Origin of the sequence: Litorivivens sp., assembly GCF_041624475.1 — a bacterium.
Lineage (GTDB): Bacteria > Pseudomonadota > Gammaproteobacteria > Pseudomonadales > Spongiibacteraceae > Litorivivens.
In genome coordinates, this window is record NZ_JBFJUX010000006.1 from 1 (window position 1) to 23,637 (window position 23,637).

Sequence of the window (23,637 nt, forward strand, 5' to 3'; positions counted from 1 at the left end):
AGGACACTGCCCTTTCACGGCAGTAACAGGGGTTCGAGTCCCCTAGGGGACGCCATTATTTTTGGCGGGAATAGCTCAGTTGGTAGAGCGCAACCTTGCCAAGGTTGAGGTCGCCGGTTCGAACCCGGTTTCCCGCTCCAAAAAGTTAGGCCAAAAAAGAAAAGGTGCCCAGAGGCGCCTTTTTTTTTGCCTGTGGTTTTTGCATTTGGTTTTACAGACGGCGCAGGGGCCTGCCGGTTAGTGGAGGCCGAACACTTGGGCGCGCAGATCCGCGTAGTCGGCCTGCTCGTCGCTGTCGAAGTAACGCTCTTCCAGGCGCTGAAATTTTTCTATCTCGTCGTCGCCGAGGTAATGCAGGCAATCGCCGCCGAAAAACCAGAACAAGTCGCGCTGCACATGCGGGGTAAAGGCCGGAAAGTGGGCCACGACGCGGCTCAGCAGGCGTTGTCCCAGCTCCGGATAATCCTCTCGTTGGGTCATGGCTGTGCGCGTCTGCTCCAGTAGAGCGAGTGTTTCGGTACAGCTTTGCGGGTCATGATCCGGGGTTTGCTTCAGAAACGCTTCCAGTGTTTCGTCAAAGCGCTGGAACAATTCCTGATGGTATTCAAAGTGGTCTTTCACTGATGCACCTCGGTTCTGCGGGCGGGCAGTGTATCGAACCGGGGCCTGTCGTGGCAAAATAGCCCGTTTTACTGACCGGGTGAAAATCCGGGAAATTTCTCAATAACGGATGTGAGTCTATGACTAAAGCCTTATCCATACGAGGCCTGCGTAAAACCTATGACAACGGGTTTGAAGCGCTGAAAGGCATCGATCTGGATGTTTCGCAGGGCGATTTCTACGCTCTACTGGGGCCTAACGGTGCCGGCAAGTCGACGACGATCAGCATAATCTGCTCACTGGTGAAGAAAACTGCCGGTGACGTGCACGTGTTTGGTAAATCCATCAGCGACGAGCCTGCCGAGGCAAAAAAATTCATTGGCCTGGTGCCGCAGGAATTCAATTTCTCCAATTTTGAATCCCTGTGGGACATTGTACGCAATCAGGCGGGCTACTACGGTCTGCCCCGCAAACTGGCGGAAGAGCGGACAGAAAAGTATCTGAAAAAGCTCGGTTTGTGGGAAAAGCGGCACGACGCAGCGCGGATGCTTTCTGGCGGTATGAAACGCCGGCTAATGATTGCCCGGGCGCTGGTGCATGAACCAAAACTGCTGATTCTCGATGAGCCGACAGCTGGCGTAGACATCGAGTTGCGTCGCTCCATGTGGGATTTCCTGCGTGAGATCAATGCGCAGGGCATCACGATCATTCTGACCACCCACTATCTCGAAGAGGCGGAAAGCCTGTGCCGTCACATCGGCATTATCGATCAGGGGCAGATTGTTGAAGATACCAATATGAAGGTGCTGCTCAAGCGACTGCAGAAGGAAGTGTTTATTTTTGATGTAGCAGGTGAGTTGCCTGACGAGGTTACCGTAGAGGGTTTTGACGCGCGGCGTGTGGATGAGCACTCCTTTGAGCTCACTATTGATAAGTCGCTCAGCCTGAATACGGTGTTTGAGCGTCTGACTCAGTCGGGCCTGCAGATCACCAGTATGCGTAACAAGGCTAACCGGCTTGAGGAATTGTTTGTCGGCTTGCTGGCAAAAGGGGGAGATGCCCAATGACCTTACGCGAACAATGGATCGCCTTTCTAACCATCGTGCGCAAGGAAGTGCGACGCTTTATGCGTATCTGGATGCAGACCCTGTTGCCGCCCGCGATCACCATGACCTTGTATTTCGTGATATTTGGCACTCTGATTGGTTCGCGCATCGGCGAAATGGGTGGCTTCAGCTATATCCAATTTGTGGTGCCGGGCCTGGTCATGATGGCGGTTGTTACCAATTCCTATGCGAATGTGGTGTCTTCTTTTTATGGCGCAAAATTTCAGCGTTTTATTGAAGAGATTCTGGTGTCTCCCATGTCGAACAGCATCGTGCTGTGGGGCTATATTGTCGGCGGAGTTGCACGGGGCTTGCTTGTTGGGTTGATTGTCACACTGCTGTCGCTGTTCTTTACCGAGCTGCATATCCACAACCTGTGGATCATGATAGCGATTGTCGCCTTAACGTCGGTGTTTTTCTCACTGGCGGGCTTTATCAATGCGGTGTTTGCCAACAGCTTCGATGATGTTTCCATTGTGCCGGTGTTTGTGTTGACGCCGCTGACCTATCTCGGTGGGGTGTTCTATTCCATCGATATGCTGTCTGACTTCTGGGCGGGCATGTCGAAGCTCAATCCGATGCTCTACATCGTCAATGCATTTCGCTATGGCATTCTCGGAGTTTCCGACGTGAATGTGGTGTGGGCTTTTGCCATGATATTGTGCTTCACCGCCGCAGCCTATGTGTATTGCATGTACCTTTTGGCAAACAGCAAGCGGCTGAGGCAGTAACGCCGCCATGAGCGATTACCGTGACCTGCCGCTGGGGAAACAGACTGATTACCCGGATCAATACGATCCTGGGCAGTTGTGTCCGATCCCCCGGGCAAAAGGGCGTTCAGTATTGGCGACACCGACTCTGGCTATGCAGGGCAGTGATCTGTGGAACGCCTACGAACTGTCTTGGCTGGATGGAAGCGGCAAACCGCAGGTTGCCTGCGGTCAGTTTGTGTTTCCAGCCAGCTCGCCGAATATGGTGGAGTCAAAATCCTTCAAGCTGTATCTGAATTCGCTGAACCAGACGCGGTTTGAAAGCCCGGAGGCGCTTGCGGCCGTCCTAGAGAAAGACCTCAGTGAGGTGGCCGAAGCCGAGGTCGCTGTTGAGTTGTTGTTGCCTGATCGCTGGTCGTCGCGCTTTGCCGTCGCCGAGCCCGAAGGCGAATCTCTCGATGAGCTACCGATGCAGCAGATGGCTAGCGAGCCTCGGGCCGAGTTGCTGCAGCTGACCGAGGCCTGCGGGGAAAAGCATTATTTCAGCAACCTGTTCCGTTCCTGCTGCCCGGTAACCGGTCAGCCGGATTGGGCGACGGTCGAGATAGTACTCGCTGGTGAGTTGCCCGATGCCAGCTCCCTGCTGACCTATCTCACCAGTTTCAGGCAGAACAATGAGTTTCATGAGCAGTGTGTGGAGCGTATCTTCAGTGATCTGTCCCAGCGTTTTGAGTTGGAGACACTGACTGTTTTTGCGCGCTATACCCGACGCGGTGGGCTGGATATCAACCCGCTGCGATCAAGTGACAGGCTGGCTCAGCCTTTTCAGCGGCTGGCGCGGCAGTAGTTTTCGTTTTAGGAGAGACCATGATCAGTTCATTCAAACCCAGAGCACGCACATTGATGGGCCCGGGCCCGTCCGATGTTAATCCGCGCATTCTTGAAGCGCTGGGTCGCACCACCATCGGCCATCTCGACCCCCAGTTTATTGAGATGATGGATCAGACCAAGCAGCTCCTGCAGTATGCCTTTCAGACCAAAAATGAGCTGACTTTGCCGGTGTCTGCGCCGGGCTCGGCGGGCATGGAAGCCTGTTTCGTGAATCTGTTGGAGCCGGGTGACAAGGCCATTGTGTGCATCAACGGTGTGTTTGGCACTCGCATGGTAGAAAACGTCAAACGGTGTGGCGCGACCGCGGTGACTGTAGAAGATGATTGGGGCAAACCGGTTGACCCGGAAAAGGTTGAGGCTGCGCTGAAAGCCAACCCGGACGCCAAAGTGCTGTGTTTTGTGCATGCGGAAACCTCCACCGGCGCGCGCTCGGATGCCAAAACACTGGCGGCACTGGCGCAGCAGCATGATTGCCTGACCATAGTCGATACGGTGACTTCACTGGGCGGGGTAGAGCTTAGAGTGGACGAGTGGGGGCTGGATGCGGTGTATTCCGGCACGCAAAAATGCCTGTCCTGTACACCGGGTCTGTCACCGGTGACTTTCTCTGAAAAAGCCGCCGATGCCATTCGCAATCGCAAAACACCGGTACAAAGCTGGTTCCTCGATATGAATCTGGTGATGGGTTACTGGGGTGGCGGAGCCAAGCGCGCCTACCACCATACGGCGCCGATTAATGCCCTGTACGGTTTGCACGAAGCATTGGTGATTCTGCAGGAAGAGGGCCTGGAGAAGGCCTGGGCGCGCCATGCCGCCATGCACGAGTCTCTGGCGGCCGGATTGGAAGCGCTTGGGATTGGTTTTGTGGTTGATGCCGAATACCGTTTACCGCAGTTGAATGCAGTCACCATACCGGAGGGTATCGATGACGCCGCGGTGCGCGCTAAATTGCTAAGCGACTACGATCTCGAAATTGGCGCGGGTTTGGGTGCCTTGGCGGGTAAAGTTTGGCGTATTGGCTTGATGGGTCACAGCGCCAATGCCGAGAATGTTTCCCTCTGTCTGAATGCGCTGGAAAGCGTTCTGATTGAGATGGGCCAGCCTGTCGAGAAAGGCGCGGCGAACAAGGCGGCGTCTGCAGTCTGATAGATAAAGGGCGCTGCCTTGTTCCGGAAAAGAGCAGGGCAGCGCGCTAGTGTGCCCCGTCGTGCGGGTAGCGTTCCATAATATAACCCACGCAATCCTGCACCATAACGCGCTCGTCCAGCGTCAGCATGGTGGGCGAAAAAGTCTTGCGTGTTTTCATCACGCCGTTTTCCAGCGAAAAATAGTTCTCTGTAATATCGCGTCCGGCGTCGTTGCGCACGCACAGGCGTTTGTCTGCTGACAGTGCCACACCAAAGTGGGTCCCCACGGGCAGCGGCTGAAAATTCCAGGCATCGAAACCCTCGGGAAAGACAAAGTCTGCGTTTGCTAAATCTAGATTCTGGATCTGGTCAAACGCTATCCGGCTATCAGGGGGAACAATCATGCGGGCAACGGTATGGAACAGCTTTACCTTGTCGATATCATCGTTAGCGACAGCTGAAATCTCGCTGTGCAAGCAGTACTCAAGCGTGTCAACGGCACGTTCAATTCCGAGCCTGTCTCCCGGTTGACCGCATTCCAGGGTAACGGCGGGGCAATAGCGCGCCATATTGTTGGCGAAGATCTGGTGGGGCTCGCTGAAAAACACAATGGTGTCGCTGAAGCTGCGAGCCAGTCGCAGGAAACGCCGGTCAACGTGATTGATGCAAGCGTACAAGGGATTGCGCCCGGTATTGTTGTGAATGTCGACGGCGGCAACCGGATTACAGCTGGCAGCGTAGTCCAGTACTTGCTGTGCCATAAGGTGTTCTTTCAGCTCGCCCCCAGCCCAGATTCGATTGTAGTCGGGCTGTCCATCGAGGCGGCGCAGTCCCGCTGCCGCCGCGCGAGTGTTTCCCACAAAGATCAGCAGATCACGGGGCATCGTCGTCGATTGCTGCAGTAAATTCTGCACAACCGTCAGCCCGCTGACTTCGTTGCCGTGCAGCAGAATGGAGACCACCACGGCCTGCTGGGTGCGTCCGCGCAGGTGAATAAGGCAGGGCCCGCCCAGCAGTGGCTGCAATTCATCGGCCCGGCAGCTCAAAAATCCATCAGGTAATGTCTTGCGAACAGGGAGGTCTACCATGTGTGAACAGCTCCCTGGGTGCACTGGTACTGGTAGGCCTCCATCAGGGCGCGGCTGTCGCGCTGATTGCGTTCATAAAAATCGCGCTGCCAGCGTGCGCCGGTCTGGCGTTTCATAACCCGCTCGCGCATGACTTCCTGTAAGAAGTAATCCACTTCCGAGGAATCGAAACCGATATTCTTCAGGGCCTGAATGCTGGCGGGCAGGGCCTGCTCAAGCAAAATATCTGCCGGACTGGCCTGCACACCATCAAGCCACTGCAGCGGAGTGTCGAGGCCCCAGCGGGCGGCGGCGTAGAAATTGCGGCGTACCTGTTCGAACTCGGGCAAGTCAGCTTCCGCTAGGGCATTCGTCAGCCAACTGACCAGACCGTAAAACAGGGCAATGTTGGCGACGTTATCGGTGGTGGTCGGCCCGGCGGGTAGTGAGCGGTGCTCCAGTCGCAATTGCAGCTGCCCTGATTGTGTGATTTGTAGTAGCGGCCGGTTCCAGCGCCAGATGGTGCCGTTGTGCAATTGCAGATGTTTGAGCTGTGATTTGTCGGAATAGTCCATGGGCAGCAACACGGGAAAAGCGTGGAGATTTTCCTGAAACAGCTCCAGCGCCGACCTTTTGCAATAATCGCGGCCAAAGGTGACTCGGTGGATTATGGCCCCTGAGTTGCTGACGAAGCAGGGCAGGGCGACCGATTGTTCAAACAGGGGGATACGGCTTTCCTCCCACAGTACCTGGTCGAAAACCAAGGGTGAGTTGGCACCGGCTGCGACCAGTAGCGCAGAGGCCAGCAAGCTGGCGTTGTAGTAGGCGGCGAAATCGTCGGGCGCCAGCTGCAAATGAATCTGCAGCGAGGTTGTCGCCGCCTCAGTCATCACATCATTGTGTTGCAGGCGAAGTTGATCCGCTGCGCCGTCAATGGCGATATCCAATGGCCTATAGCGCCGGCCCTTGAGAATCTGCTGGTTCAGCGCGATGTAACGCTGTTGGGATGAGACGTTGCCCAGGTGCAGATCCGAATCGCACAGGCTGGGCAGAATACCCACCTGACAGACATCGAGGTTTAGTTGCTGTGCCGTTTGTCTACATTGGCGCCATTGCGTGTCGAGGTAGCTGTGCAGCGCGCTCAGCAGTTTGGGCGCTACCGGAAAGGGCGGCGTATTAAGTTCGAAATTGAATTTGGCTAGCTCCGGCACAACCAGAGGGTCGTTGAGCTGATGGATAAATCGATCATTTTCAGCGGCTGGCCGAAAGGCCCTGTCTATCAGGCAGGCCTCCAGTTCGAGGCCACAGGTGCCGGTCTCGGCGTCTACGCGGCCATCGTTGAGATAGTCGGCCAGACTCTGAGTTTCCAGCGCCAGTTGCGCCTGGAATGCCTGAAAGTCGGCTTCACTGAACTCGCTCTGATCTATCTCCCGACCCACGCTCTCTCCCATGTGTGCACGCGCTACATTGAAGTGTAGTAAGACGGGGCTTTTTCGTCAGCTTTCAAGGGTGGTATCGCGGATCAAATCAGGTGAAAATGCCTGAAATAAAAAGCGGTAAGGTTGTATCCATGGAATTCACTGACTATCTGCGTATTCTTGCCAAGAACGACGGTTCGGACCTCTATTTGAGTACCGGCGCGCCGCCCTGCGCCAAGTTTCAGGGGGTGCTGAAACCGCTCTCCAAAGAAGCCCTGGGTTCCGGGCAAATCAAGCAAATAGCCGACAGCATCATGGATGATGAGCAGCGTGAAATTTTTGAGCACGAACTGGAAATGAACCTGGCGATTTCCGTCCCACGGGTTGGCCGCTTCCGGATTAATATTTTCAAACAGCGCAACGAAGTTTCCATTGTTGCGCGAAATATCGTCACGGAAATCCCGAAGTTTGACGACCTGCGGCTGCCGGAAATTCTCAAAGATGTCATCATGACCAAGCGTGGTCTGATCCTGTTTGTGGGTGGCACCGGTAGCGGTAAATCTACTTCGCTGGCGGCATTGATCGATCATCGCAACACCAACAGCGGTGGCCATATCATCACCATCGAAGACCCGATTGAGTTTGTCCACAAACACAAGAAATCGATTATCAACCAGCGCGAAGTGGGTGTGGATACCCGCTCCTTTGCGGCGGCGTTGAAGAATACCCTGCGTCAGGCCCCCGACGTTATTCTGATAGGCGAGATACGCGACCGCGAGACTATGGAACATGCGCTAGCTTTTGCGGAAACGGGCCATCTGGCCATCTCGACCCTCCACGCCAATAACGCCAATCAGGCTCTCGATCGCATCATTAACTTTTTTCCGGAAGAGCGCCGCAACCAGCTGTTAACCGACCTCGGTATGAACCTGCGCGCCTTTGTTTCTCAGCGACTGGTACGCACGGTGGATGGCAAGCGCGCGGCAGCGGTGGAGGTACTGCTGGGTACCGCCACGATTCAGGAATTGATTCTGCGGGGCGAGCTGGACGGCATTAAGGAAATCATGGAAAAGTCCGAGCGGCTAGGTATGCAGACGTTCGACTCGGCGCTGTTCAAGCTCTACAAAGAAGGCCGCATCTCACTTGATGAAGCGATCAAGAACGCGGACTCTGCCAATAACCTGCGCTTGAAAATCAAACTTGATTCCGGGGTGGCGGCCAGCAGCGATGGCGGCAGCAGTGCAGGTTTGTCGCTGGAAGAGTTTCCGGAAGACGACGAAGGTATGCGTTAAACGGGGTGACTGGCTGTCAAGCCAGCGCAGTACCGGGCTTGGCCAAGGCGACACCATTTTTACCATGGTGTTTTGCTTCGTACAGAGCTCTGTCAGCTCGCAGCATCAGATGCTCCAGCGCTTCGTCCCCGGGGCCCCGAGTGGCCAGACCCTGACTGACAGTCACAGGGATGTGTTGCTCGCCGACGCGGCAACTGAGGCTGGCTATCGCCGAGCGCAGTTCCTCGGCCCGGCGATGGGCGATGGTGCGATTCACCCTGAGCAAAATACAGAATTCTTCACCGCCGGTGCGTCCGAGCAATGCGTCGCCCCGCAGTCGATGATCCAGCAGACGTGCGATGGTAATAAGCACCTCGTCACCACAGGCATGGCCGTGGGTATCGTTGATCTTTTTAAAGTCGTCGATGTCGAGCGCAATCAGACTTAGAGAACCGGGTTGCTGGAAAAGGGCTTTAGCCCGCTCAAAAAAGTGCCTGCGATTGCTGACGCCGGTCAGGTAATCCACATTGGCGAGACGATCCATTTTTGAAAGTGAATTCGTCAGTGCGTAAGTGCGTTTAGCCACCGCGTGCTCGTAGTAGTAGGCGATAATGGCGGTGCAGGTGATTGAGGTAATCAGAACATAGAATTCATTCATCGCCTGAACGGAAAGCAGAGCCGGGGGTAAATACAGCAGCACCGCAGCTAGAGCGCAGGCCATGCTGTAAAGAATCCCGCCGGTGATGCCGAGAAAAAAGAAGGCACCGAGTATGGTGCAGAAGTAATAGGCGGCCCCGATGCCATCGGGCTTGCCGAAAAAGGCCATCAGGTGAATAACACCGTACACGATAGTCACCATGCAAATAGACGCCGGCAGAAAGGCGATGCGTTGATATTGCAGGGCGACAAAAACGGCCATGGCTGAAAGGCTTGCTGCTGCCATGCCGAAACCCAGCCAGGCATTCTGAGGCCAAAACAGCGCCACCATTCCACCGCACACGACAAAAGTTAGGACAAGGCAAATACGCAGTACCTGAAGATGGTCGCCGTCGACCAGTTGTTTGGCATCGGGGGTATTGCCGATACAATTTTCAGGCATGTCCTTCGCCTCTTGCGCAATTTGCGAGCTATATGCTTTTGGACGCTACCCCCTACGCGAAAGACTGACAATACGTATTAGCCGAAAACGGTCAGGCGGTCGTCTGCGTTGGCAAAGGGCTACGATTGCGGAGTTTCAGCAACAGCCCTATGGCAACTGCAGTGGCCAGTTGCACGAGGATAAACTCGGGCACACAGGCGGGCGCAATTCCGGCAAAGGTGTCGCTGAACATGCGGGCGAATGATACTGCGGGGTTGGCAAACGAGGTGGAGCTGGTGAACCAGTACGCGGCGGTGATGTAGAGGGCTACGCCCAGCGCAACGGAGTGAGCGCTGTTGCGGAGAAAGAGCACAATGGTCAGCAGCAGGCCTGCGGTGGCGACCGCTTCACTGAGCAGCAGGTGGGCGCCTTGCCGCTCGGTACCGGACCACTGCCAGGCCGGGAGCTCAAACATCAGGTTGGCCAACACCACCCCCAATGTGGCGCCGGCAAACTGCAACATCAGGTAGGGTAGAAGCTCGCGCAGGGGAAAGCGGCCGGAAAGCACCAGCGCGACGCTGACGGAAGGATTAAAATGGGCGCCGCTTATCGGCCCCAGGGCGCTGATCAGTACATAGAGGGTTGCCCCGGTGGCCAGAGAGTTGGCCAGCAGCGCGACGGCGCTATTGCCGCCGGCGAGGTTCTCTCCCATGATGCCGGAACCCACCACACTGGCCAGTAACACAGCGGTGCCAAAGAATTCGGCGCAATAGGCATCAAAACGGTTCACACGATGTCTCCTAGTTGTCGGCGAGGCGCTGCCGGTGTTAGATCGCAGTTATTGCCCTGGCAGCAATTTTCAGAAAGGTAGTCGAGCAAATCGCGCATGGCGTCGATGTTGGCACTGTAGAAAATGCGTCGTCCGGACTGCTGTCCACTGATAAGTCCGGCTTGGGTTAGCTCTTTCAGGTGGAAGGACAGGGTGGCTTTGGGTAGCGATAGGGCGCTAGCCAGATCGCCGGGCGTGCTCGCATTCGGCGACTGTTGCACCAGATACCGGAAAATCTCCAAGCGAGAGGACTGGGCGAGTGCAGACAGGGCTGTAACAGCAGCTATTGATTCCATAGTTCCAAATATATGGAAATGATATGGTCTGCGCAAGCCGGGCATTGCCCGTTGTATATTTGTACAGTAGGCTTGTCGCAACTGAGCTTTCTCAAGACTGGTTTCGGAGCCGGATAGCCCCATGAGTGATGACAAAATTTCGACCACCGCCCTGGCCAAGCTGTTGGAAGTGCCAGTGCAGCAGCTGTTTGGAACCCTGAAAGACTACGACTGGATTCGAAAAGTCAGCGACGGTTGGGTGCTCACTCCCAAAGGCGAATTCGAAGGCGGGGAGTATCGCACCAGCAAACGTTACGGCCGCTATATCGTCTGGCCGGTCAGTCTTGAGCAGCACGCCATGCTGCGAGCCCTCGAAGACAACAAAATGCTGTCGGCTGCAGCGCTGGGCCAGCCCCACCGCCTGAGCGGTCGGGCGGTCAACCGGATTCTGGCCGAGCTCGGTTGGCAGAAGCGGGAATCTCACGGCTGGATGCTGAGCCCCCGGGGACAGCAGCAGGGCGGGGTGCAGATGGAGAATCGCCAGAGCGATATGCTTTATGTGCTGTGGCCTGAAGCCATTATTGATGATGCAGTCCTGACGCAGCGCCTACGGGAAGCCGGCATGGCATCGGAGAACAGCGCGGCGGGGGACCTGTTTGCTGAAAACGAGGGCTTGGTCAGTATCGATGGCCACCAGCATTCCTCGCGGGAGCTGCAGCAGATTTGCCAGTGGCTGTATCTCGCTGGCGTGCTCCACGCTACCAATCGACAGCTGCCGGTGAAAGAGCCACTGAAAGCGGATTTTTTCCTGCCACTTAATCAGGTGTTTATCGATTTTTGGGCCGCAGACGCAACGCCGACAGAGCTGAAGGCGCAAATGCGCAAGGCCGAGCTCTACAAAATGCAGGGCTGGAATGCGATTGAATTACATCCGGAAGATATTGCCCAGCTGGACGACATCATGCCGCGCCAGTTTCACAAGTTCGGGGTAAAGTTCAGTTAGGCTTCTTATCAAAAGTGGCTTATTCAGGCGGGCAAGGTCATGGTCACTTTAGCCCCACCCAAGCTGGCGCGGCCGATACTCAGCTCCGCCTCGTAGGCATTGAGAATGTCGACGGCGACGGCCAGCCCCAGCCCCTGACCGCTGCCGTACTGGTCACCGCGATTGCCGCGTTCCATCAGTAAGCCAATTTTATCCTCGGGAAAGCCGGGGCCATCGTCTTCGATGGACAGCTCGACGCTGGCTGAACCAAGGGCTTTTACCTCGATCGACACAGCACTTTGCGCAGCTTTGCTGGCGTTATCGATCAGGTTGCCGAGCAATTCCATAAGGTCCTGTTCGTCCATTGCCAGGGCATGTTGCTCATCGCAGGATAAGTTGAAGCTCAGATTTTTATCGAGGTATACCTTGTTCATTGTCTGGCAGAGTCGGTCGAGCAATGCCCGCAGCGGCGTTTTTACGCCGAGCCGTCGCGGTCCTGCGCTGACCGCACGCTGCAGCTGGTAGGCAATGATATTGTTCATTTTGTCGAGCTGGTCGGTAATCTGTGGGTCGGTATCAGGAGTGGTGGCTGAGCGCATCACACTGAGCGGGGTTTTAAGGCTGTGGGCCAGATTTCCCAGGGTATTGCGGTAGCGTTCGCGCTGCTGCTGCTCTTTTTCCAGCAGGCGGTTCAGGTTGTGGGTCACACCCGTTAATTCGCGGGGATAGATACCCCCAAGCGATTCGCGCTTACCGGCTTCGAGCTCGCGCAATTCCCGGCTCATATCGCGCAGTGGCCGCAGGCCCCAGCGCAGCACGATAACCTGAATCAGCAATAGCACCACGGCGGCCAGCCCGAGCCAGAGCGCAATGTTTTTGCGAAAACTCAGCAGCTCCGAGCGAAAGGTGTCCTGATGTTCCAAAAGGGTAAAAATCAGTGGAAATTCGACGCCGTGCTCGTCTTCCCAGATAACGTGGTAGCGGTAGCGGAAGTAGGGCGCGCCCCGCAGAACGATTTCGTCAAACACTTCCTTGCCCGCCGGAGTCGGGGTGAAGGCCTCCTGCAGGTATTCCATAGAATTGGCTGACGACGACTGCCATTGCAGATAGCCGTTGCGGGTGTGAATAAAAGCATAGAGCCCTGAGCGAAATTGCCAGAAGCGCGGCTCGCGCAAACGCTCTACCGAAATCGGTTGGGTGTTGCTCCACTCCATTACGCCGAGAATGCCGTAAAACTGCAACTGCAGTTGCGACTGCTGGGCCGCCACCAGGCTGCGCGTGTGCGCCTGATCGATGGCGTAGCCGGTGATGCCCAGGAACAGTGGCAGCGTCAGAATAGAGGCTCCCAGCAGCCGCCGGATGATGGAGCCCCGGGCTTTCATTGCTCGGCTTTCAGATCAAAGCGGTAGCCGCGACCGCGCACGGTAGTAATGGGTTTGAGGCTGCCCTCCGGATCGAGCTTTTTACGCAGCCTGGCGATAAACACTTCGATGACATTGCTGTCTCGGTCGAAATCCTGATCGTAGAGGTGTTCTGTTAATTCGGATTTGGAGACGGTCTGACCGCAGCGGTGCGTAAGGTATTCCAGTGCATTGTATTCGTAAGTGGTCAGCTCCAGCCGTTGGTCGCCGCGTAAAACGGTTTTGGCCCGGGTGTCGATAATGATAGGGCCAAAACGCATTTCAGGGCTGGCGTGACCGGCAGAGCGTCGGATCAGGGCGTTGGCACGGGCGAGGATTTCTTCTATCTGGAAGGGTTTGACCACGTAGTCGTCGGCACCGGCCTCCAGCCCTTCCACTTTGTCCTGCCAGCGACCGCGGGCGGTAAGGATCAGCACGGGAAAGTTGCGGTTGTTTTTGCGCCAGCGGCTGACGACCTGAATGCCATCCAGCTTGGGGAGACCGATGTCGACCACCGCCAGATCGTAGTCGAACTCTTCGCCGAGAAACAGCGCGTCTTCACCATCGGCGCTGCGGTCACAGGCAAAGCCTTCGGCTTCAAAGGAGCGCGCCAGATAGTCCAGCAGATCGGGTTCGTCTTCGACAATCAATACGCGCATGTAGGTTTTCCTGGGCTGAGATTATTCGGGGCGGACCGTAACGGTTTTTACCTTGCCATCGTCCTGCAGGATGCGCACCCGGTAAACCCCATTACCCATATGGCGGGCGCCGACCGCGCGCCCACGATAACGTTGTTCTGCAATTTCTACAGCGCGCTCTGGTGAAGCGTCCAGATCGTGCCGAAGTTGCGGACGGTTGTCGGGCAGCGAAGGGCGCGCGCCCGGCACTCTATCAAGGCCGGGCAGGGCCTGAGCGGGCAGACAGAGGGCCAGCAGCAGACTGATCAGGGCGCCTCTACGTATTGCGTGTCTTGTAAACAGGCTTGACTTCATAATGCATTAACCGGCTGGTGTTACCGACACATTGATTCTCAGGCGCTTGCCCGGATCGTAGGGCAGGCGGGTTTTATAGTTTCGACCATGGTATCGGTAAGTCACGTCGTAGCCAACAACCTCCTCGTGCCATTCTACGTCATACACCGTATCACAGCGCTCTTCGATGTGATGGTGCCGTTCGCGGCGCTGGCTGTGACTGCCGATAGCGGCACCGACGCCGGCACCGAGAAAGGTGCCGAGCGAGGCATCGCGATCACTTGAAACGTGGTTGCCGATAAGGCCGCCAATGATGGCTCCTACCAGTGGTGCAGCGCTGTGCCGCCGCGACTCATAGCTGACGGTTTCCTGCCAGCAGTGCTCGCGGGGAACCTCATGCCTGACTTGTTCATAAACCGGCACGGCAGAAGTAACGCGGGCATAGTCCGCCTGCTCGTGCCCCGCCATGGCGCTGGAACTGATTGCTATCATCAGCAGTGGCATCAAACGCTTCATGGTGTATGACCTCTACGGGGATCTTGGGCCTAGACTAACCCAGTGAGCCTGAATGAAAGCTTAAGGGAAGAGCTTCGATTGATTTTGTAAAGCCTGGGCGATATAACAGGTGCCTTACAATTTGGGGGAAGTTCATGAAACTGTATACCTATGATATCGCGCCGAACCCGCGTCGCCTGACCATGTTCCTGCAATACAAGGGCATTGACATCGACACTCAGCAAATTGATCTGGGCAAGAAGGAGCAGTTCAGCGACAGCTACCGGGCGATTAACCCTGACTGCTCGGTGCCGGCCTTGGTACTGGACGATGGCACGGCACTGGTGGATGTCGTGTCTATCTGCCTCTATCTCGAGAGCCTGCATCCGGAAAAGGCTTTGTTCGGACAATCCGATCTGGAGCGCGCCCAAGTGGTGGGCTGGATGCACCGCCTGTATATGAATGGGCTGACGGCGATTGCCGATATGCTGCGCAACCAGGGCGATATGTTCAAAGACCGTGCCCTGCCGGGGCCGGGCATTGTCAAACAGATTCCGGAGCTGATTGGGCGCGGTCGCCAGCGACTCGATACTTTCTTCAACAGCATGGACGAGGTCTGTGCCGAGCGCGATTATCTGGTTGGCGATGCCTTGTCTCAGGCTGATATTGACCTGTTGGCGGTGTGTGAATTTGCCAGTTGGGTGAAGGTAAGCGTTCCTGAAAGTTGTACCGACCTCAAGGCCTACCTCGACCGGGTGCGGTCTCAGCTTGCCGGCTAAGACTGCGTAAAAAGGCACTGCAAATAAAAAAGCCCCGTCACAGGCCGGACGGGGCAGAGGAGACATCGTCATATCGACGAGTCAGGGTGTCGATCAGAAGCGTATATTGAGGTTGCCTCTAACGCCTTCACGTACTCTGACAGTCGTACCGCGCTCGTAGTGGTGCTTGCGCTTGTACTTGTATTTGGGCCGCTCGTAGTAGTAATAGCTCTCACTGTAATAGTGCGGACGGCTGTGGTAGGTGTAGGTGACATGCCCTGAATTTCCGCGATAGCGGGGATGATCATAGGCGTGGCTACCATGGAAATAGTGGTTGCCATGATGGTGGCGCCCGGTTTCATGGCAGACATATTCGGTATGATGGTTGTGATGACGGTGGCCGGCCAGAGCCTGGTTTGCACCGAAACCGAGGGTTAACAGACTGCCTGCAAGTATCCATTTCTTCATGACGTTCTCCAGTGGGCTCTTCCCAGTGTCAGGGCCAGTCTGGCACAGTGAATCTGAACAAAAGCTGAAAGCAATCCAAAAAATATAAGGTGCCGTAAATATTACCTTTGCGAAAGAATGGGGTCCTTGGCGCGGTGAAAGGGTGACAGGCAGCGCTGTGCTGTCTATTATGCGAAACATTTTAAAACACTTGTTTTCATGCTGAAGGGGGAGTTGTGACGAGCAATCTGCGCTGGGCGGTCATTGGGCTGTTGCTGTGTCTGGGGGGGCTGTCTCACGCCTTTGAACGTACCGAAACGAGAGATCCCTGCAAGCGGGTCGTGCCCACCAAAATGCCCCTGTTTGGCGACACCCATGTCCACACTCGCTACTCGCTTGACGCGAGCACTCAGGACACCCGAACCACGCCGCGCCAAGCCTATGAGTTTGCCCGCGGTTCCCGTATCGGTATTCAGCCCTGGACTGAAGAGGGCAAGCCACTGCGTGAACTCAAGCTGAGCAGACCGCTTGATTTTGCGGTGGTCACCGATCACGCCGAGCTGATTGGCGAAGTGGCCATGTGCAACAACCCCGAACTAAAAGGCTACGATGCCTGGCAGTGTCGGCTCTACCGCCGCTGGCCAAGAGCTGCCTTTTTTCTCTTTAACGCCCAGGCTTCGGCCGGGAATCGCTTGGGCCTGTGCGGTGAGGATGGTGTCAACTGCAAGGCTGCCGCGCTTGGCCCCTGGCAGGAAATGCAACAGGCCGCCGAATCTGCCTATGACCGCTCGGAGCGTTGTGAATTTACCAGTTTTATCGGTTACGAATGGACCGGGGCTTCAGAGAATCTTGCCAACCTGCACCGCAACGTAATTTTCCGGAACGACAAGGTGCCGGCTCTGCCATTCAGTTTTGTCGATGACCCGACCGCGCGGGGTTTGTGGAATGCGTTGGAGCAGGACTGCCTCGATAGGGGCAATGGCTGTGATGCGCTGGTGATTCCGCATAACTCCAATCTGAGTGATGGCTATATGTTCAGTCTTGAGGACGCTGACGGTGAGATGCTCACCAAAGCGGATCTCGTCAAGCGCAGTCGTCTGGAGCGTCTGGTCGAAGTGATGCAGCACAAGGGCAGTTCCGAGTGTTATTTTGGCCCCGGCCAGATGGAGGACGAGTTGTGCGCCTTTGAGCAGCTTCCCTACGATAAATTTTCCGGCAAGTTCATGAAGCTCACTCGCTCAGAGCCGAAGGCCGACGACGGCTTTTTGCGTGATGTGTTGAACGACGGCCTGAAACTGCAGCAGAGTGAAGGCGTTAATCCTTACAAGATGGGTTTCATAGGCAGCACAGATACTCATCTGGGTGCGCCGGGGGCGGTTGAAGAAACAGACTTTCCCGGTCACGGCGGGGCGGGTGAGCCGGCCAGTGCAGATTCCAGCTCGGGCCTGACCGACGATCTCGAATTCAACCCGGGCGGCCTGGCTGTTGTGTGGGCCGAGGAAAACAGCCGCGACGCCATTTTCGATGCCATGCAGCGCCGGGAAACCTACGGTACCAGTGGCCCGCGAATGACGGTGCGTTTCTTCGGTGGCTGGGATATTGAAAGAGAGCTTTGCGTCAGCCCGGACTATGTCGAGCAGGCCTATCAGCGGGGTGTGCCCATGGGCTCGGAACTGGGACCGGTACCCGAAGGTCGCTATCCGCGTTTTCTGGTGTCTGCTTTAATGGATCCGGGCACGGTTGATGCGCCGGGAACGCCCTTGCAGCGCATACAGATCATCAAGGGTTGGATCGACGAAAAAGGTGAGAAGCGGCAGCGCGTGTATGAAGTTGCGGGCAATCCGAGCAATGGTGCGAGCGTAGACCCGCTCAGCTGCAAGCAGTCAGGCGATGGCTACAAGCATTTGTGTCGGGTGTGGACAGACCCTGACTTTGATGCCGAGGACAATGCCTACTACTACGCCCGCGTGGTAGAGAACCCCAGCTGTCGCTGGAGCCAACAGATCTGTGTCGCCAACCGTGTCAACTGCGCCAATCCGGGCACCGTGCCGGATGGCCTGGAAATCTGCTGCAGTGACGAGCATCGCCCGGTTATCCAGGAGCGCGCCTGGACTTCGCCTATCTGGTATACGGCCAAGGAGCCTTAAGTTTTTATGAGAGCATTGATGCGCCAGCCGGCGCTGCATTTCCTGCTGATTGGACTGATGCTTTATTTCTATCAGGGCTACCGCGAGGAAACTGCGCTGCGCAAACTGGAAGCACTGGACCAGGAAACGGTTCAACGCCTGCAGGACGACTTTATTCGCCAAACCGGTCGGCTGCCCACCGAAGCCCAACTGCAACTGCTGACCCAGCAGGAGTTGGATAGCCGAATGCTGTACGCCGAGGCTCTGAGGCGCAATTTCCACCGGGATGACCAAGTGGTGCTGCAGCGTCTGCTGCGCGACGCTAACTTTCTTGGCTTGACCGGAACCGACGAGGAAAAAATCCGCACCGCCATTGAGCTGGGCCTGCACGAATCCGATGAGGTGATTCGTCGGCGTATGATTCAGCGTATGGAAAAGCACGCTCAGTCTGCGCTGCAGAAAACACCGACTGAAGAAGACTTAAGTGAGCTTTACACGGAGGAAGAGTCGCGCTGGCAGATTCCAGCGCGTTATTCCTTTGAGCAGATATTTTTCAGTTCTGACCGCGACGGCGATGCCGAACAGCGCGCCAGTGAGATGCTCGCGGCGTTGCAGCGGGGAGCCGAGCCCGGTGCTGCGGGAGATCCCTTTCTGCATGGCCGGCAGTTCGCTGCCCGTTCTTTGCAGGATATGACCTTTATGTTTGGCGCGGCCTTCAGTGATGCGGTGGCAGCGGAGGGGCCACCGCAGCAGCAGTGGTTTGGACCAGTGCCGTCTGCCTATGGCTATCATCTGTTATACGTCGAAGACATCGCCCCTCAGCGTCAGCGTTCGCTGGAGGAGGTCAAGCCAAAACTGGCCCAGATATGGCGTGAGCAACAGCAGCGCGAGCAGTTGAATAATTACATACAGGAATTGCGCCAGCGCTACGTGGTGGTCGAAGGAGGGGAGTCGTGAAGCGATTACTGATACTCGTACTGGTGCTTGTCGCCGGCCCGGTCTTTGCCCACAAACTGGCGCCTTCCCTGCTGGAAGTAGAGGGGCAGACAGCAAACCAGTTTGCGGTGATGTGGCGCACGCCGGCAGTGAGTGGCAGCATCAGTCCTGAACCCATCTTTCCGCCCAGCTGCAGCCTGGACGTGCGTCAACAGCAGGCTGTTGGCACATCCATGGAATGGCACTGGTTGATGAAATGCCCCGACGGACTCGAAGGCGAGACCTTCAAGGTCATGGGGCTCACGGCAAGTCGCACCGCGGCACTGCTGAAAATAAATCTGGCGGACGGGCGCAGCTACAGTCAGTTGTTAAGGCGCGATGGTCAGGCCTATACCGTGCCCCGAGAAGCGGGGACGATGGCCGTGGTCTGGCAGTACTTTGTGCTGGGTATCGAACATATTCTGATCGGCATTGACCACCTGCTGTTTGTCACTGGCCTACTCTTACTGGCTGCAACCTGGAAACAATTGCTGGTCACGGTAACAGCATTTACCGTGGGGCACAGTATTACGCTGGCCTGTGTCAGCCTTGGGCTGATACCGGAAGTGGCTTCATGGGTGGAGCTGGCAATTGCGGCGACCATTCTCTATCTGGCCCTTGAGCTGAGCTACAAGCGCATGGCGCATCACAGTGGTCGCGTGCGCTGGCCGGTAATAGCGTTGTTCGGGCTGATTCACGGTCTGGGCTTTGCCAGTGTGCTGGAGGAGCTTGGCTTACCGCAGAATGATCTTATGGCAGGGCTGGTGGCCTTTAATATTGGTATTGAAGTGGGGCAGCTGCTGTTTGTTGCAACATTGGCATTGTTGATTGCAGCGCTTGGCAAACTGTCGCCGCAGGCTGGACCGGTGGTGCGCAGCGCTGCGGTTTACGGTATGGGCGGCATGGCGGTTTTCTGGTGTCTGGACCGCGCCGAAGGACTGTTACTCAGCAGCTTCTACTTCTTCTGAGTTATCTTCGATATTGCCGGGGTAGCGTGACATTTTCACCAGCGGGTGAAGTGCCAGCGCTACCCCTTCTTCGTTAAAGCTGTTGTTCTTGAGTATCTTGTCGCGGCGTACAAAACCCAGGTGCGGTTTGCGCATATCAATCGCTGACAGGGTGTCGAGCCCGCCGCGACTGGCGAACAGCGGGCGACCGTCCAGATCATATAGAGTAACAATCAGGCTGGCAGCCTTGATGGTCTGGCTCCAGTTGAAGTCAACGGGAACACCCGTTCCCGCGCCCTGAGTGGCGGGTTTGCGGGTTACCCCGTACCAGCGGGCGTAGTGATTCATGCCCCCGCTGTGCTGGGCGTCGTGGGCGATCAGGTCGGTAAACACGACGGCGTCAACGCCCGAGTCTTTCAGACTGCTCAAGGTACTGGCCATCACCGCCTGCCAGTTGCGCCGGTCTACCTTGCCCGAGGTGGGATCGTAGAAATCACCGTAGGTGTAGATAGCCTGATTCCAGGCATTGTCGAACAGGTGGCCGGGAGCAAAGCTGTAACCGGCGTTTTCCAGCCTTTCCACCACAAGCTCGTCGATTTTGGGTACTGCTTTCCGTAACATGGTCAGCGTGGGCTCGCCGGTGACATTAACGCTAGCCAGCAGGAGCTTTTTCGGTGGGTTTTCAGCCACGGCTGCTTCATCAAAGTGATAGTTGAACACGGTCGGGTTGTAGGTGACGGTAGAGCACGCCACCACGAAAATAGAAACAAACAGGATAGATAAAGCCAGCCGGAACAAACGCACGGGAACCCCCAGAAATAATCGCTGACGGGATTCTATCAACCGCACCGGGCTGTGAGAAGGAAAGGATTGGAGAGAACTGATGCAATTGAATTACCTGGAGTCGGGAGCCGGCGAGAGGGTCGTCTTCCTGCTGCACGGGCTGTTCGGCTCGGCCAGCAATCTGAACGCGGTTGCCAAAGCGCTGGAGTCTGACTTTCGTGTGGTGCGGATCGATCTGCGCAATCACGGTGACTCGTTTCACATGGATAGCATGAGCCTGAGTGAGATGGCGGCGGATATTCGGCGGCTGGCGGATCACCTTGAAGTAAATACCCTCAGCTTGCTGGGGCATTCACTCGGCGGCAAAGTGGCAATGCAGTTTGCGCTGGATAATCCTGAGCGGGTCGAAAAATTGGTGGTGGCCGATATCGCGCCGGTAGCCTATAAACCCCATCACAATGAGACTCTGTCCGCGCTGTGTGAAATCGATTTGCGCGGCCTGAAAAGCCGCGCTGAGGCGGACCAGATACTGCAGAAAGCCGAAAGTGAGCTTGGGGTGCGGCAGTTTCTGTTGAAGAACCTAGCGCGGGATAGCAATGGCGGCTGGCGCTGGAAGCTCAATCTGCCAGCCATTGATGCCTGCTACGACGACTTGCGACTGGCGCCTGAGGGTAAGGCGTTTGCCGGCCCGACCTTATTCATCAAAGGCGAGTTGTCCGCCTATATTCAGGACAAACACAGGGGCGATATTTTTAAATTGTTTCCGCAGGCGCAGTTGGAGGTAATACCCGGTACCGGGCATTGGCTTCACGCGGAAAAGCCCGCGGCTTTCAATGAGATTTCGGGTAATTTTCTGCGGGCTTAAGGCTTCTCAAGGTTTGAGCATATTCAGGAGAATATCGACGGTAGCGTCCAGGGATTCTTCACTGGCCATGCTGATTCCGGCAGCGCGCTTGGTCAGGGGCGATACCAGTAGGGGATAGGTCAGGGCGCCTGATATTATATTCAGGATATGCAAAGGCGAGCCTTGTGGTAAAAGGCCGTGGCTCTGCGCCAGGGCAATAAAGGCGGAGCCTTCTTCGATATCTTTTTTGAGATGATTTTCCACCAGCCAGTCGAGGCGCGGGCCGGGCGTTGAGGCTTCGCGAAACATGATGCCGACCCAGTCCGGATGGCTTCTGGCGAAATCAATAATTGCCCGAAATACCTGCCTCAGTATTTCCCGCTCTTCATCGCGAGTGCTGACCTCCGCCAGGCGGGGTAAGCGGTTTTCGAGGGAATGGAGTTCTTCCCAGAGGAAATTGACAGCCTCTTGCCAGAGGTTGAGCTTGGTTTCAAAGTGGTATTGCACCAAAGCCTTCTTCAGTCCGGCGCGATTGGCGATGCTGCCCATCGAGGCAGCCTCAAAACCGAGCTCAGCAAAAACGCGCACAGCGGCCGTGAGAATTTTTTCGCGGGTTTCTTCGCGGCGCTGTGCTCTGCGGTTAATACTGTTGGTCAATGTTTATTCCTCTTTCGCAACAGCGACTGTACTGACAATTTTGTAATTTGACAATACGATCGCATAGTGAAACGATCGGTCCCTCCAAATTGCAGGCTGGCTGAATAATGAAAATTGATGGGCCGTTTTACGCGGATATGGATACAGCTGCCGACGAAGCGGCGCGCTTGGCAGACGCAGGGTACGATGGAATATACACCCTGGAAGGTAGCCGCGACCCTTTCTTTCCGCTGGTATTGGCCTCGCAGGCCCGGCCTGAACTGGAGATTGCTACCGGCATTGCAGTAGCGTTTCCCCGCAACCCATCGCATATCGCTTATCAGGCCTTTGATCTGCAGCGTTTTTCCAAGGGCAAGTTTCTGTTGGGTATCGGGCCTCAAATCAAAACGCATATTGAAAAGCGCTTTGGCCTGGACTTTGATCCGCCCGCGCCGCGGATGCGCGAATATATTCAGGCTGTGAAAGCGTTTTTTGACTGTTGGCAAAATGGCACGCGCTTGAATTTTGAAGGCCGCTTTTACCGCCACACGCTGATGACGCCCATGTTTAATCCCGGACCGCTGGAATGCGGTGTGCCGCCCATTCTGCTTGGAGCTCTTGGCCCGAAAATGACGGAAGTAGCCGGCGAAGTGGCAGACGGCCTGATTGTTCACCCCTTCAATACAATCCCCTTCCTGAAAGAGCGACAGTATCCGGCCGTAGCCAAAGGGCTCGAAAAATCCGGTCGCAAGCGAGAAGACTTTCTGATGCAGATCGCTGCGATCTGTGTCACCGGCGCCAACGAAGAAGAGTTTGCAGCCGCCAAGGCCACTGTTAAAGGTTTGCTGGCTTTCTACGGTTCAACCCCCGCTTACACGCCGCCAATGAAAGCTGTGGGTATGGATGACTGCCACGACGAGCTGAATCGTCTTTCGAAGGAAGGGCGTTGGGATACCATGTCAGAACTGATCGATGACGAGTTTCTCAATCATTTTGCTGTTGTCGGTGAGCCCGACACGATCGCAGCCCAGCTTTATGAAAAGTATGGCGCAGATGCGGATAGATTGAGCATTTATGCGCCTTACCATACATCGCCAGAAGTCTGGCCGTCGATTATTGCTGAGCTGAAACGTTTGAGTGGGCGCTAGGCCCACTCAAACGACGCTGTCTTACAAGGTCAGTTCAAACACCACCGACGCCACATCGTAGTCACCAATATCCGCGTCATCCTCTTCGTCTGACAGTTTCATTTTGTCGTACTGGAGACGGATGGCGGTGTTTTCGGTGATCTCACCGCGAATACCTGCGCCGTACATCACATCAGTGCCATTGGCTTCATCGCGATCGCGCGGACCAAAGGCATTGCTTGCGGTTTCAACGGTCCAGTGGTGAAAACCGGCGCGGCCGAAAATGCTGAAGCGCTCCGTCAGCGGCAGGCCGAGCAGGGCGGAGAGCGAAACAGAATCCGTTTCACCGCTGAGGGTCGTCAGGCCATTGCTGACTTCAAATTCGCCCAGGTCGTGATAGCCGAGCTCAAAAGAAAGCGCATCGCCGGCTCGATAGCCGATAAAAGCATTTTTGGTGCTGTCTTCGTCGTCGGTATCCGCATTCGGAAAGTTGCTGCCCTCATCGAGCTGCAATTCGCCTTTACCGGCGCCGAGGCCGAGAACGAGTCCATCCTTGGCGTAGGCTGGTGTGCAAAATACCAGAGTAAGCAGTGCGATAAGATAGTATTTCATGAGGAGTGCTCCTGTTAATGACAGACGCTGGATGCTAGTCATCAGGAGGCTTTCTCAACTTTGCGCCGCGTCGCAAAAAATCGGCATAAGAGAGCCGTCAGAGGCAGGGAAATCGGGCTTTGAGATACAGGTCTCTGGAAATATTCACACCTGTCGGGATTT

At 56.0% G+C, this 23,637-nt stretch carries 26 protein-coding genes and 1 tRNA gene; 13 read left to right on the forward strand and 14 right to left on the reverse strand.

Going from position 1 to position 23,637, the window contains the following annotated elements:
- Nucleotides 1-64 precede the first annotated feature (64 nt).
- Nucleotides 65-140 (forward strand) — tRNA-Gly (locus ABY734_RS08435).
- Between the two features lie 97 nt (nucleotides 141-237).
- Here the strand turns inward: ABY734_RS08435 and ABY734_RS08440 are convergent.
- On the reverse strand, nucleotides 238-621 hold the full coding sequence (locus ABY734_RS08440) for a PA2817 family protein (protein WP_372778545.1): 384 nt from the start codon (nucleotides 619-621) through the stop codon (nucleotides 238-240).
- 119 nt (nucleotides 622-740) lie between these two features.
- Here ABY734_RS08440 and ABY734_RS08445 point away from each other — a divergent pair, with 119 nt between their 5' ends.
- The 4 genes from ABY734_RS08445 to ABY734_RS08460 are packed head-to-tail and all read left to right on the forward strand — an operon-like array spanning nucleotide 741 to nucleotide 4,453.
- Nucleotides 741-1,667: an ABC transporter ATP-binding protein gene (locus ABY734_RS08445; protein ID WP_372778546.1), complete on the forward strand. Its 927-nt coding sequence runs from the start codon at nucleotides 741-743 to the stop codon at nucleotides 1,665-1,667.
- Nucleotides 1,664-2,437, forward strand: a complete 774-nt coding sequence (locus ABY734_RS08450; RefSeq protein WP_372778547.1) for an ABC transporter permease — start codon at nucleotides 1,664-1,666, stop codon at nucleotides 2,435-2,437. Before ABY734_RS08445 ends, ABY734_RS08450 begins: the two co-directional genes overlap by 4 nt.
- A 7-nt stretch (nucleotides 2,438-2,444) precedes the next feature.
- The gene (queF, locus tag ABY734_RS08455) at nucleotides 2,445-3,263 is read left to right on the forward strand and encodes an NADPH-dependent 7-cyano-7-deazaguanine reductase QueF (RefSeq protein WP_372778548.1); all 819 of its coding nucleotides are present in this window, start codon (nucleotides 2,445-2,447) and stop codon (nucleotides 3,261-3,263) included.
- Nucleotides 3,264-3,283: 20 nt separating this feature from the next.
- On the forward strand, nucleotides 3,284-4,453 hold the full coding sequence (locus ABY734_RS08460) for an alanine--glyoxylate aminotransferase family protein (RefSeq protein ID WP_372778549.1): 1,170 nt from the start codon (nucleotides 3,284-3,286) through the stop codon (nucleotides 4,451-4,453).
- Nucleotides 4,454-4,499: 46 nt separating this feature from the next.
- Here the strand turns inward: ABY734_RS08460 and ABY734_RS08465 are convergent, their stop codons facing one another.
- Nucleotides 4,500-5,522 (reverse strand): M14 family metallopeptidase, encoded by a 1,023-nt coding sequence (locus tag ABY734_RS08465; RefSeq protein ID WP_372778550.1) that lies wholly within the window; start codon nucleotides 5,520-5,522, stop codon nucleotides 4,500-4,502.
- Nucleotides 5,516-6,940: a hypothetical protein gene (locus ABY734_RS08470; protein WP_372778551.1), complete on the reverse strand. Its 1,425-nt coding sequence runs from the start codon at nucleotides 6,938-6,940 to the stop codon at nucleotides 5,516-5,518. The genes ABY734_RS08465 and ABY734_RS08470 overlap by 7 nt, the downstream gene beginning before the upstream one ends.
- Nucleotides 6,941-7,071: 131 nt before the next feature.
- Here ABY734_RS08470 and ABY734_RS08475 point away from each other — a divergent pair, with 131 nt between their 5' ends.
- On the forward strand, nucleotides 7,072-8,211 hold the full coding sequence (locus tag ABY734_RS08475) for a PilT/PilU family type 4a pilus ATPase (RefSeq protein WP_372778688.1): 1,140 nt from the start codon (nucleotides 7,072-7,074) through the stop codon (nucleotides 8,209-8,211).
- A gap of 16 nt (nucleotides 8,212-8,227) precedes the next feature.
- Here the strand turns inward: ABY734_RS08475 and ABY734_RS08480 are convergent, their stop codons facing one another.
- From ABY734_RS08480 to ABY734_RS08490, 3 genes are all read right to left on the reverse strand, one after another.
- Nucleotides 8,228-9,289, reverse strand: a complete 1,062-nt coding sequence (locus tag ABY734_RS08480) for a GGDEF domain-containing protein (protein ID WP_372778552.1) — start codon at nucleotides 9,287-9,289, stop codon at nucleotides 8,228-8,230.
- A gap of 91 nt (nucleotides 9,290-9,380) precedes the next feature.
- Nucleotides 9,381-10,058, reverse strand: coding sequence for an aquaporin (locus ABY734_RS08485; protein WP_372778553.1), 678 nt, complete (start codon nucleotides 10,056-10,058; stop codon nucleotides 9,381-9,383).
- Nucleotides 10,055-10,393, reverse strand: a complete 339-nt coding sequence (locus tag ABY734_RS08490) for an ArsR/SmtB family transcription factor (RefSeq protein ID WP_372778554.1) — start codon at nucleotides 10,391-10,393, stop codon at nucleotides 10,055-10,057. Before ABY734_RS08490 ends, ABY734_RS08485 begins: the two co-directional genes overlap by 4 nt.
- A 121-nt stretch (nucleotides 10,394-10,514) precedes the next feature.
- Between ABY734_RS08490 and ABY734_RS08495 the strand changes: the two genes are divergently transcribed.
- Entirely contained in the window at nucleotides 10,515-11,375 is an 861-nt protein-coding gene (locus tag ABY734_RS08495; protein WP_372778555.1) for a hypothetical protein, read from the forward strand.
- A gap of 23 nt (nucleotides 11,376-11,398) precedes the next feature.
- Here the strand turns inward: ABY734_RS08495 and ABY734_RS08500 are convergent, their stop codons facing one another.
- From ABY734_RS08500 to ABY734_RS08515, 4 genes are read right to left on the reverse strand one after another with little or no spacing between them, the layout of a single operon-like run.
- Nucleotides 11,399-12,736 carry an ATP-binding protein gene (locus ABY734_RS08500; RefSeq protein WP_372778556.1) on the reverse strand — a complete coding sequence of 446 codons (1,338 nt, stop codon included), beginning with the start codon at nucleotides 12,734-12,736 and terminating at the stop codon, nucleotides 11,399-11,401.
- Entirely contained in the window at nucleotides 12,733-13,413 is a 681-nt protein-coding gene (locus ABY734_RS08505; protein ID WP_372778557.1) for a response regulator transcription factor, read from the reverse strand. Before ABY734_RS08505 ends, ABY734_RS08500 begins: the two co-directional genes overlap by 4 nt.
- Before the next feature lie 21 nt (nucleotides 13,414-13,434).
- Entirely contained in the window at nucleotides 13,435-13,746 is a 312-nt protein-coding gene (locus ABY734_RS08510; protein ID WP_372778558.1) for a PepSY domain-containing protein, read from the reverse strand.
- A gap of 6 nt (nucleotides 13,747-13,752) precedes the next feature.
- Nucleotides 13,753-14,241, reverse strand: coding sequence for a glycine zipper 2TM domain-containing protein (locus ABY734_RS08515; RefSeq protein WP_372778559.1), 489 nt, complete (start codon nucleotides 14,239-14,241; stop codon nucleotides 13,753-13,755).
- A 134-nt stretch (nucleotides 14,242-14,375) separates the two neighbouring features.
- On the opposite strand from ABY734_RS08515, the gene ABY734_RS08520 reads away from it, so the two are divergent.
- Nucleotides 14,376-14,999: a glutathione S-transferase family protein gene (locus ABY734_RS08520; protein WP_372778560.1), complete on the forward strand. Its 624-nt coding sequence runs from the start codon at nucleotides 14,376-14,378 to the stop codon at nucleotides 14,997-14,999.
- Nucleotides 15,000-15,092: 93 nt separating this feature from the next.
- Here ABY734_RS08520 and ABY734_RS08525 read toward each other — a convergent pair whose 3' ends face one another.
- Nucleotides 15,093-15,446 (reverse strand): hypothetical protein, encoded by a 354-nt coding sequence (locus ABY734_RS08525; RefSeq protein ID WP_372778561.1) that lies wholly within the window; start codon nucleotides 15,444-15,446, stop codon nucleotides 15,093-15,095.
- A gap of 215 nt (nucleotides 15,447-15,661) precedes the next feature.
- Here ABY734_RS08525 and ABY734_RS08530 point away from each other — a divergent pair, with 215 nt between their 5' ends.
- The 3 genes from ABY734_RS08530 to ABY734_RS08540 are packed head-to-tail and all read left to right on the forward strand — an operon-like array spanning nucleotide 15,662 to nucleotide 19,494.
- The gene (locus tag ABY734_RS08530) at nucleotides 15,662-17,572 is read left to right on the forward strand and encodes a DUF3604 domain-containing protein (protein ID WP_372778562.1); all 1,911 of its coding nucleotides are present in this window, start codon (nucleotides 15,662-15,664) and stop codon (nucleotides 17,570-17,572) included.
- Between the two features lie 6 nt (nucleotides 17,573-17,578).
- Entirely contained in the window at nucleotides 17,579-18,508 is a 930-nt protein-coding gene (locus ABY734_RS08535; protein WP_372778563.1) for a peptidyl-prolyl cis-trans isomerase, read from the forward strand.
- A complete protein-coding gene (locus tag ABY734_RS08540; protein WP_372778564.1) occupies nucleotides 18,505-19,494 on the forward strand; it encodes a HupE/UreJ family protein in 990 nt (329 codons plus the stop codon). The genes ABY734_RS08535 and ABY734_RS08540 overlap by 4 nt, the downstream gene beginning before the upstream one ends.
- On the opposite strand, the gene ABY734_RS08545 is transcribed toward ABY734_RS08540, so the two are convergent.
- Nucleotides 19,468-20,277: a hypothetical protein gene (locus ABY734_RS08545; RefSeq protein WP_372778565.1), complete on the reverse strand. Its 810-nt coding sequence runs from the start codon at nucleotides 20,275-20,277 to the stop codon at nucleotides 19,468-19,470. The two genes, ABY734_RS08540 and ABY734_RS08545, sit on opposite strands and share 27 nt — an antisense overlap.
- Nucleotides 20,278-20,356: 79 nt before the next feature.
- Between ABY734_RS08545 and ABY734_RS08550 the strand changes: the two genes are divergently transcribed.
- Entirely contained in the window at nucleotides 20,357-21,121 is a 765-nt protein-coding gene (locus tag ABY734_RS08550; RefSeq protein WP_372778566.1) for an alpha/beta fold hydrolase, read from the forward strand.
- A 6-nt stretch (nucleotides 21,122-21,127) separates the two neighbouring features.
- Here ABY734_RS08550 and ABY734_RS08555 read toward each other — a convergent pair whose 3' ends face one another.
- Entirely contained in the window at nucleotides 21,128-21,757 is a 630-nt protein-coding gene (locus tag ABY734_RS08555; RefSeq protein ID WP_372778567.1) for a TetR/AcrR family transcriptional regulator, read from the reverse strand.
- 107 nt (nucleotides 21,758-21,864) lie between these two features.
- On the opposite strand from ABY734_RS08555, the gene ABY734_RS08560 reads away from it, so the two are divergent.
- Nucleotides 21,865-22,884 carry a TIGR03617 family F420-dependent LLM class oxidoreductase gene (locus ABY734_RS08560; protein ID WP_372778568.1) on the forward strand — a complete coding sequence of 340 codons (1,020 nt, stop codon included), beginning with the start codon at nucleotides 21,865-21,867 and terminating at the stop codon, nucleotides 22,882-22,884.
- A 21-nt stretch (nucleotides 22,885-22,905) separates the two neighbouring features.
- On the opposite strand, the gene ABY734_RS08565 is transcribed toward ABY734_RS08560, so the two are convergent.
- Nucleotides 22,906-23,475 carry an outer membrane beta-barrel protein gene (locus tag ABY734_RS08565; RefSeq protein ID WP_372778569.1) on the reverse strand — a complete coding sequence of 190 codons (570 nt, stop codon included), beginning with the start codon at nucleotides 23,473-23,475 and terminating at the stop codon, nucleotides 22,906-22,908.
- Nucleotides 23,476-23,637 lie beyond the last annotated feature (162 nt).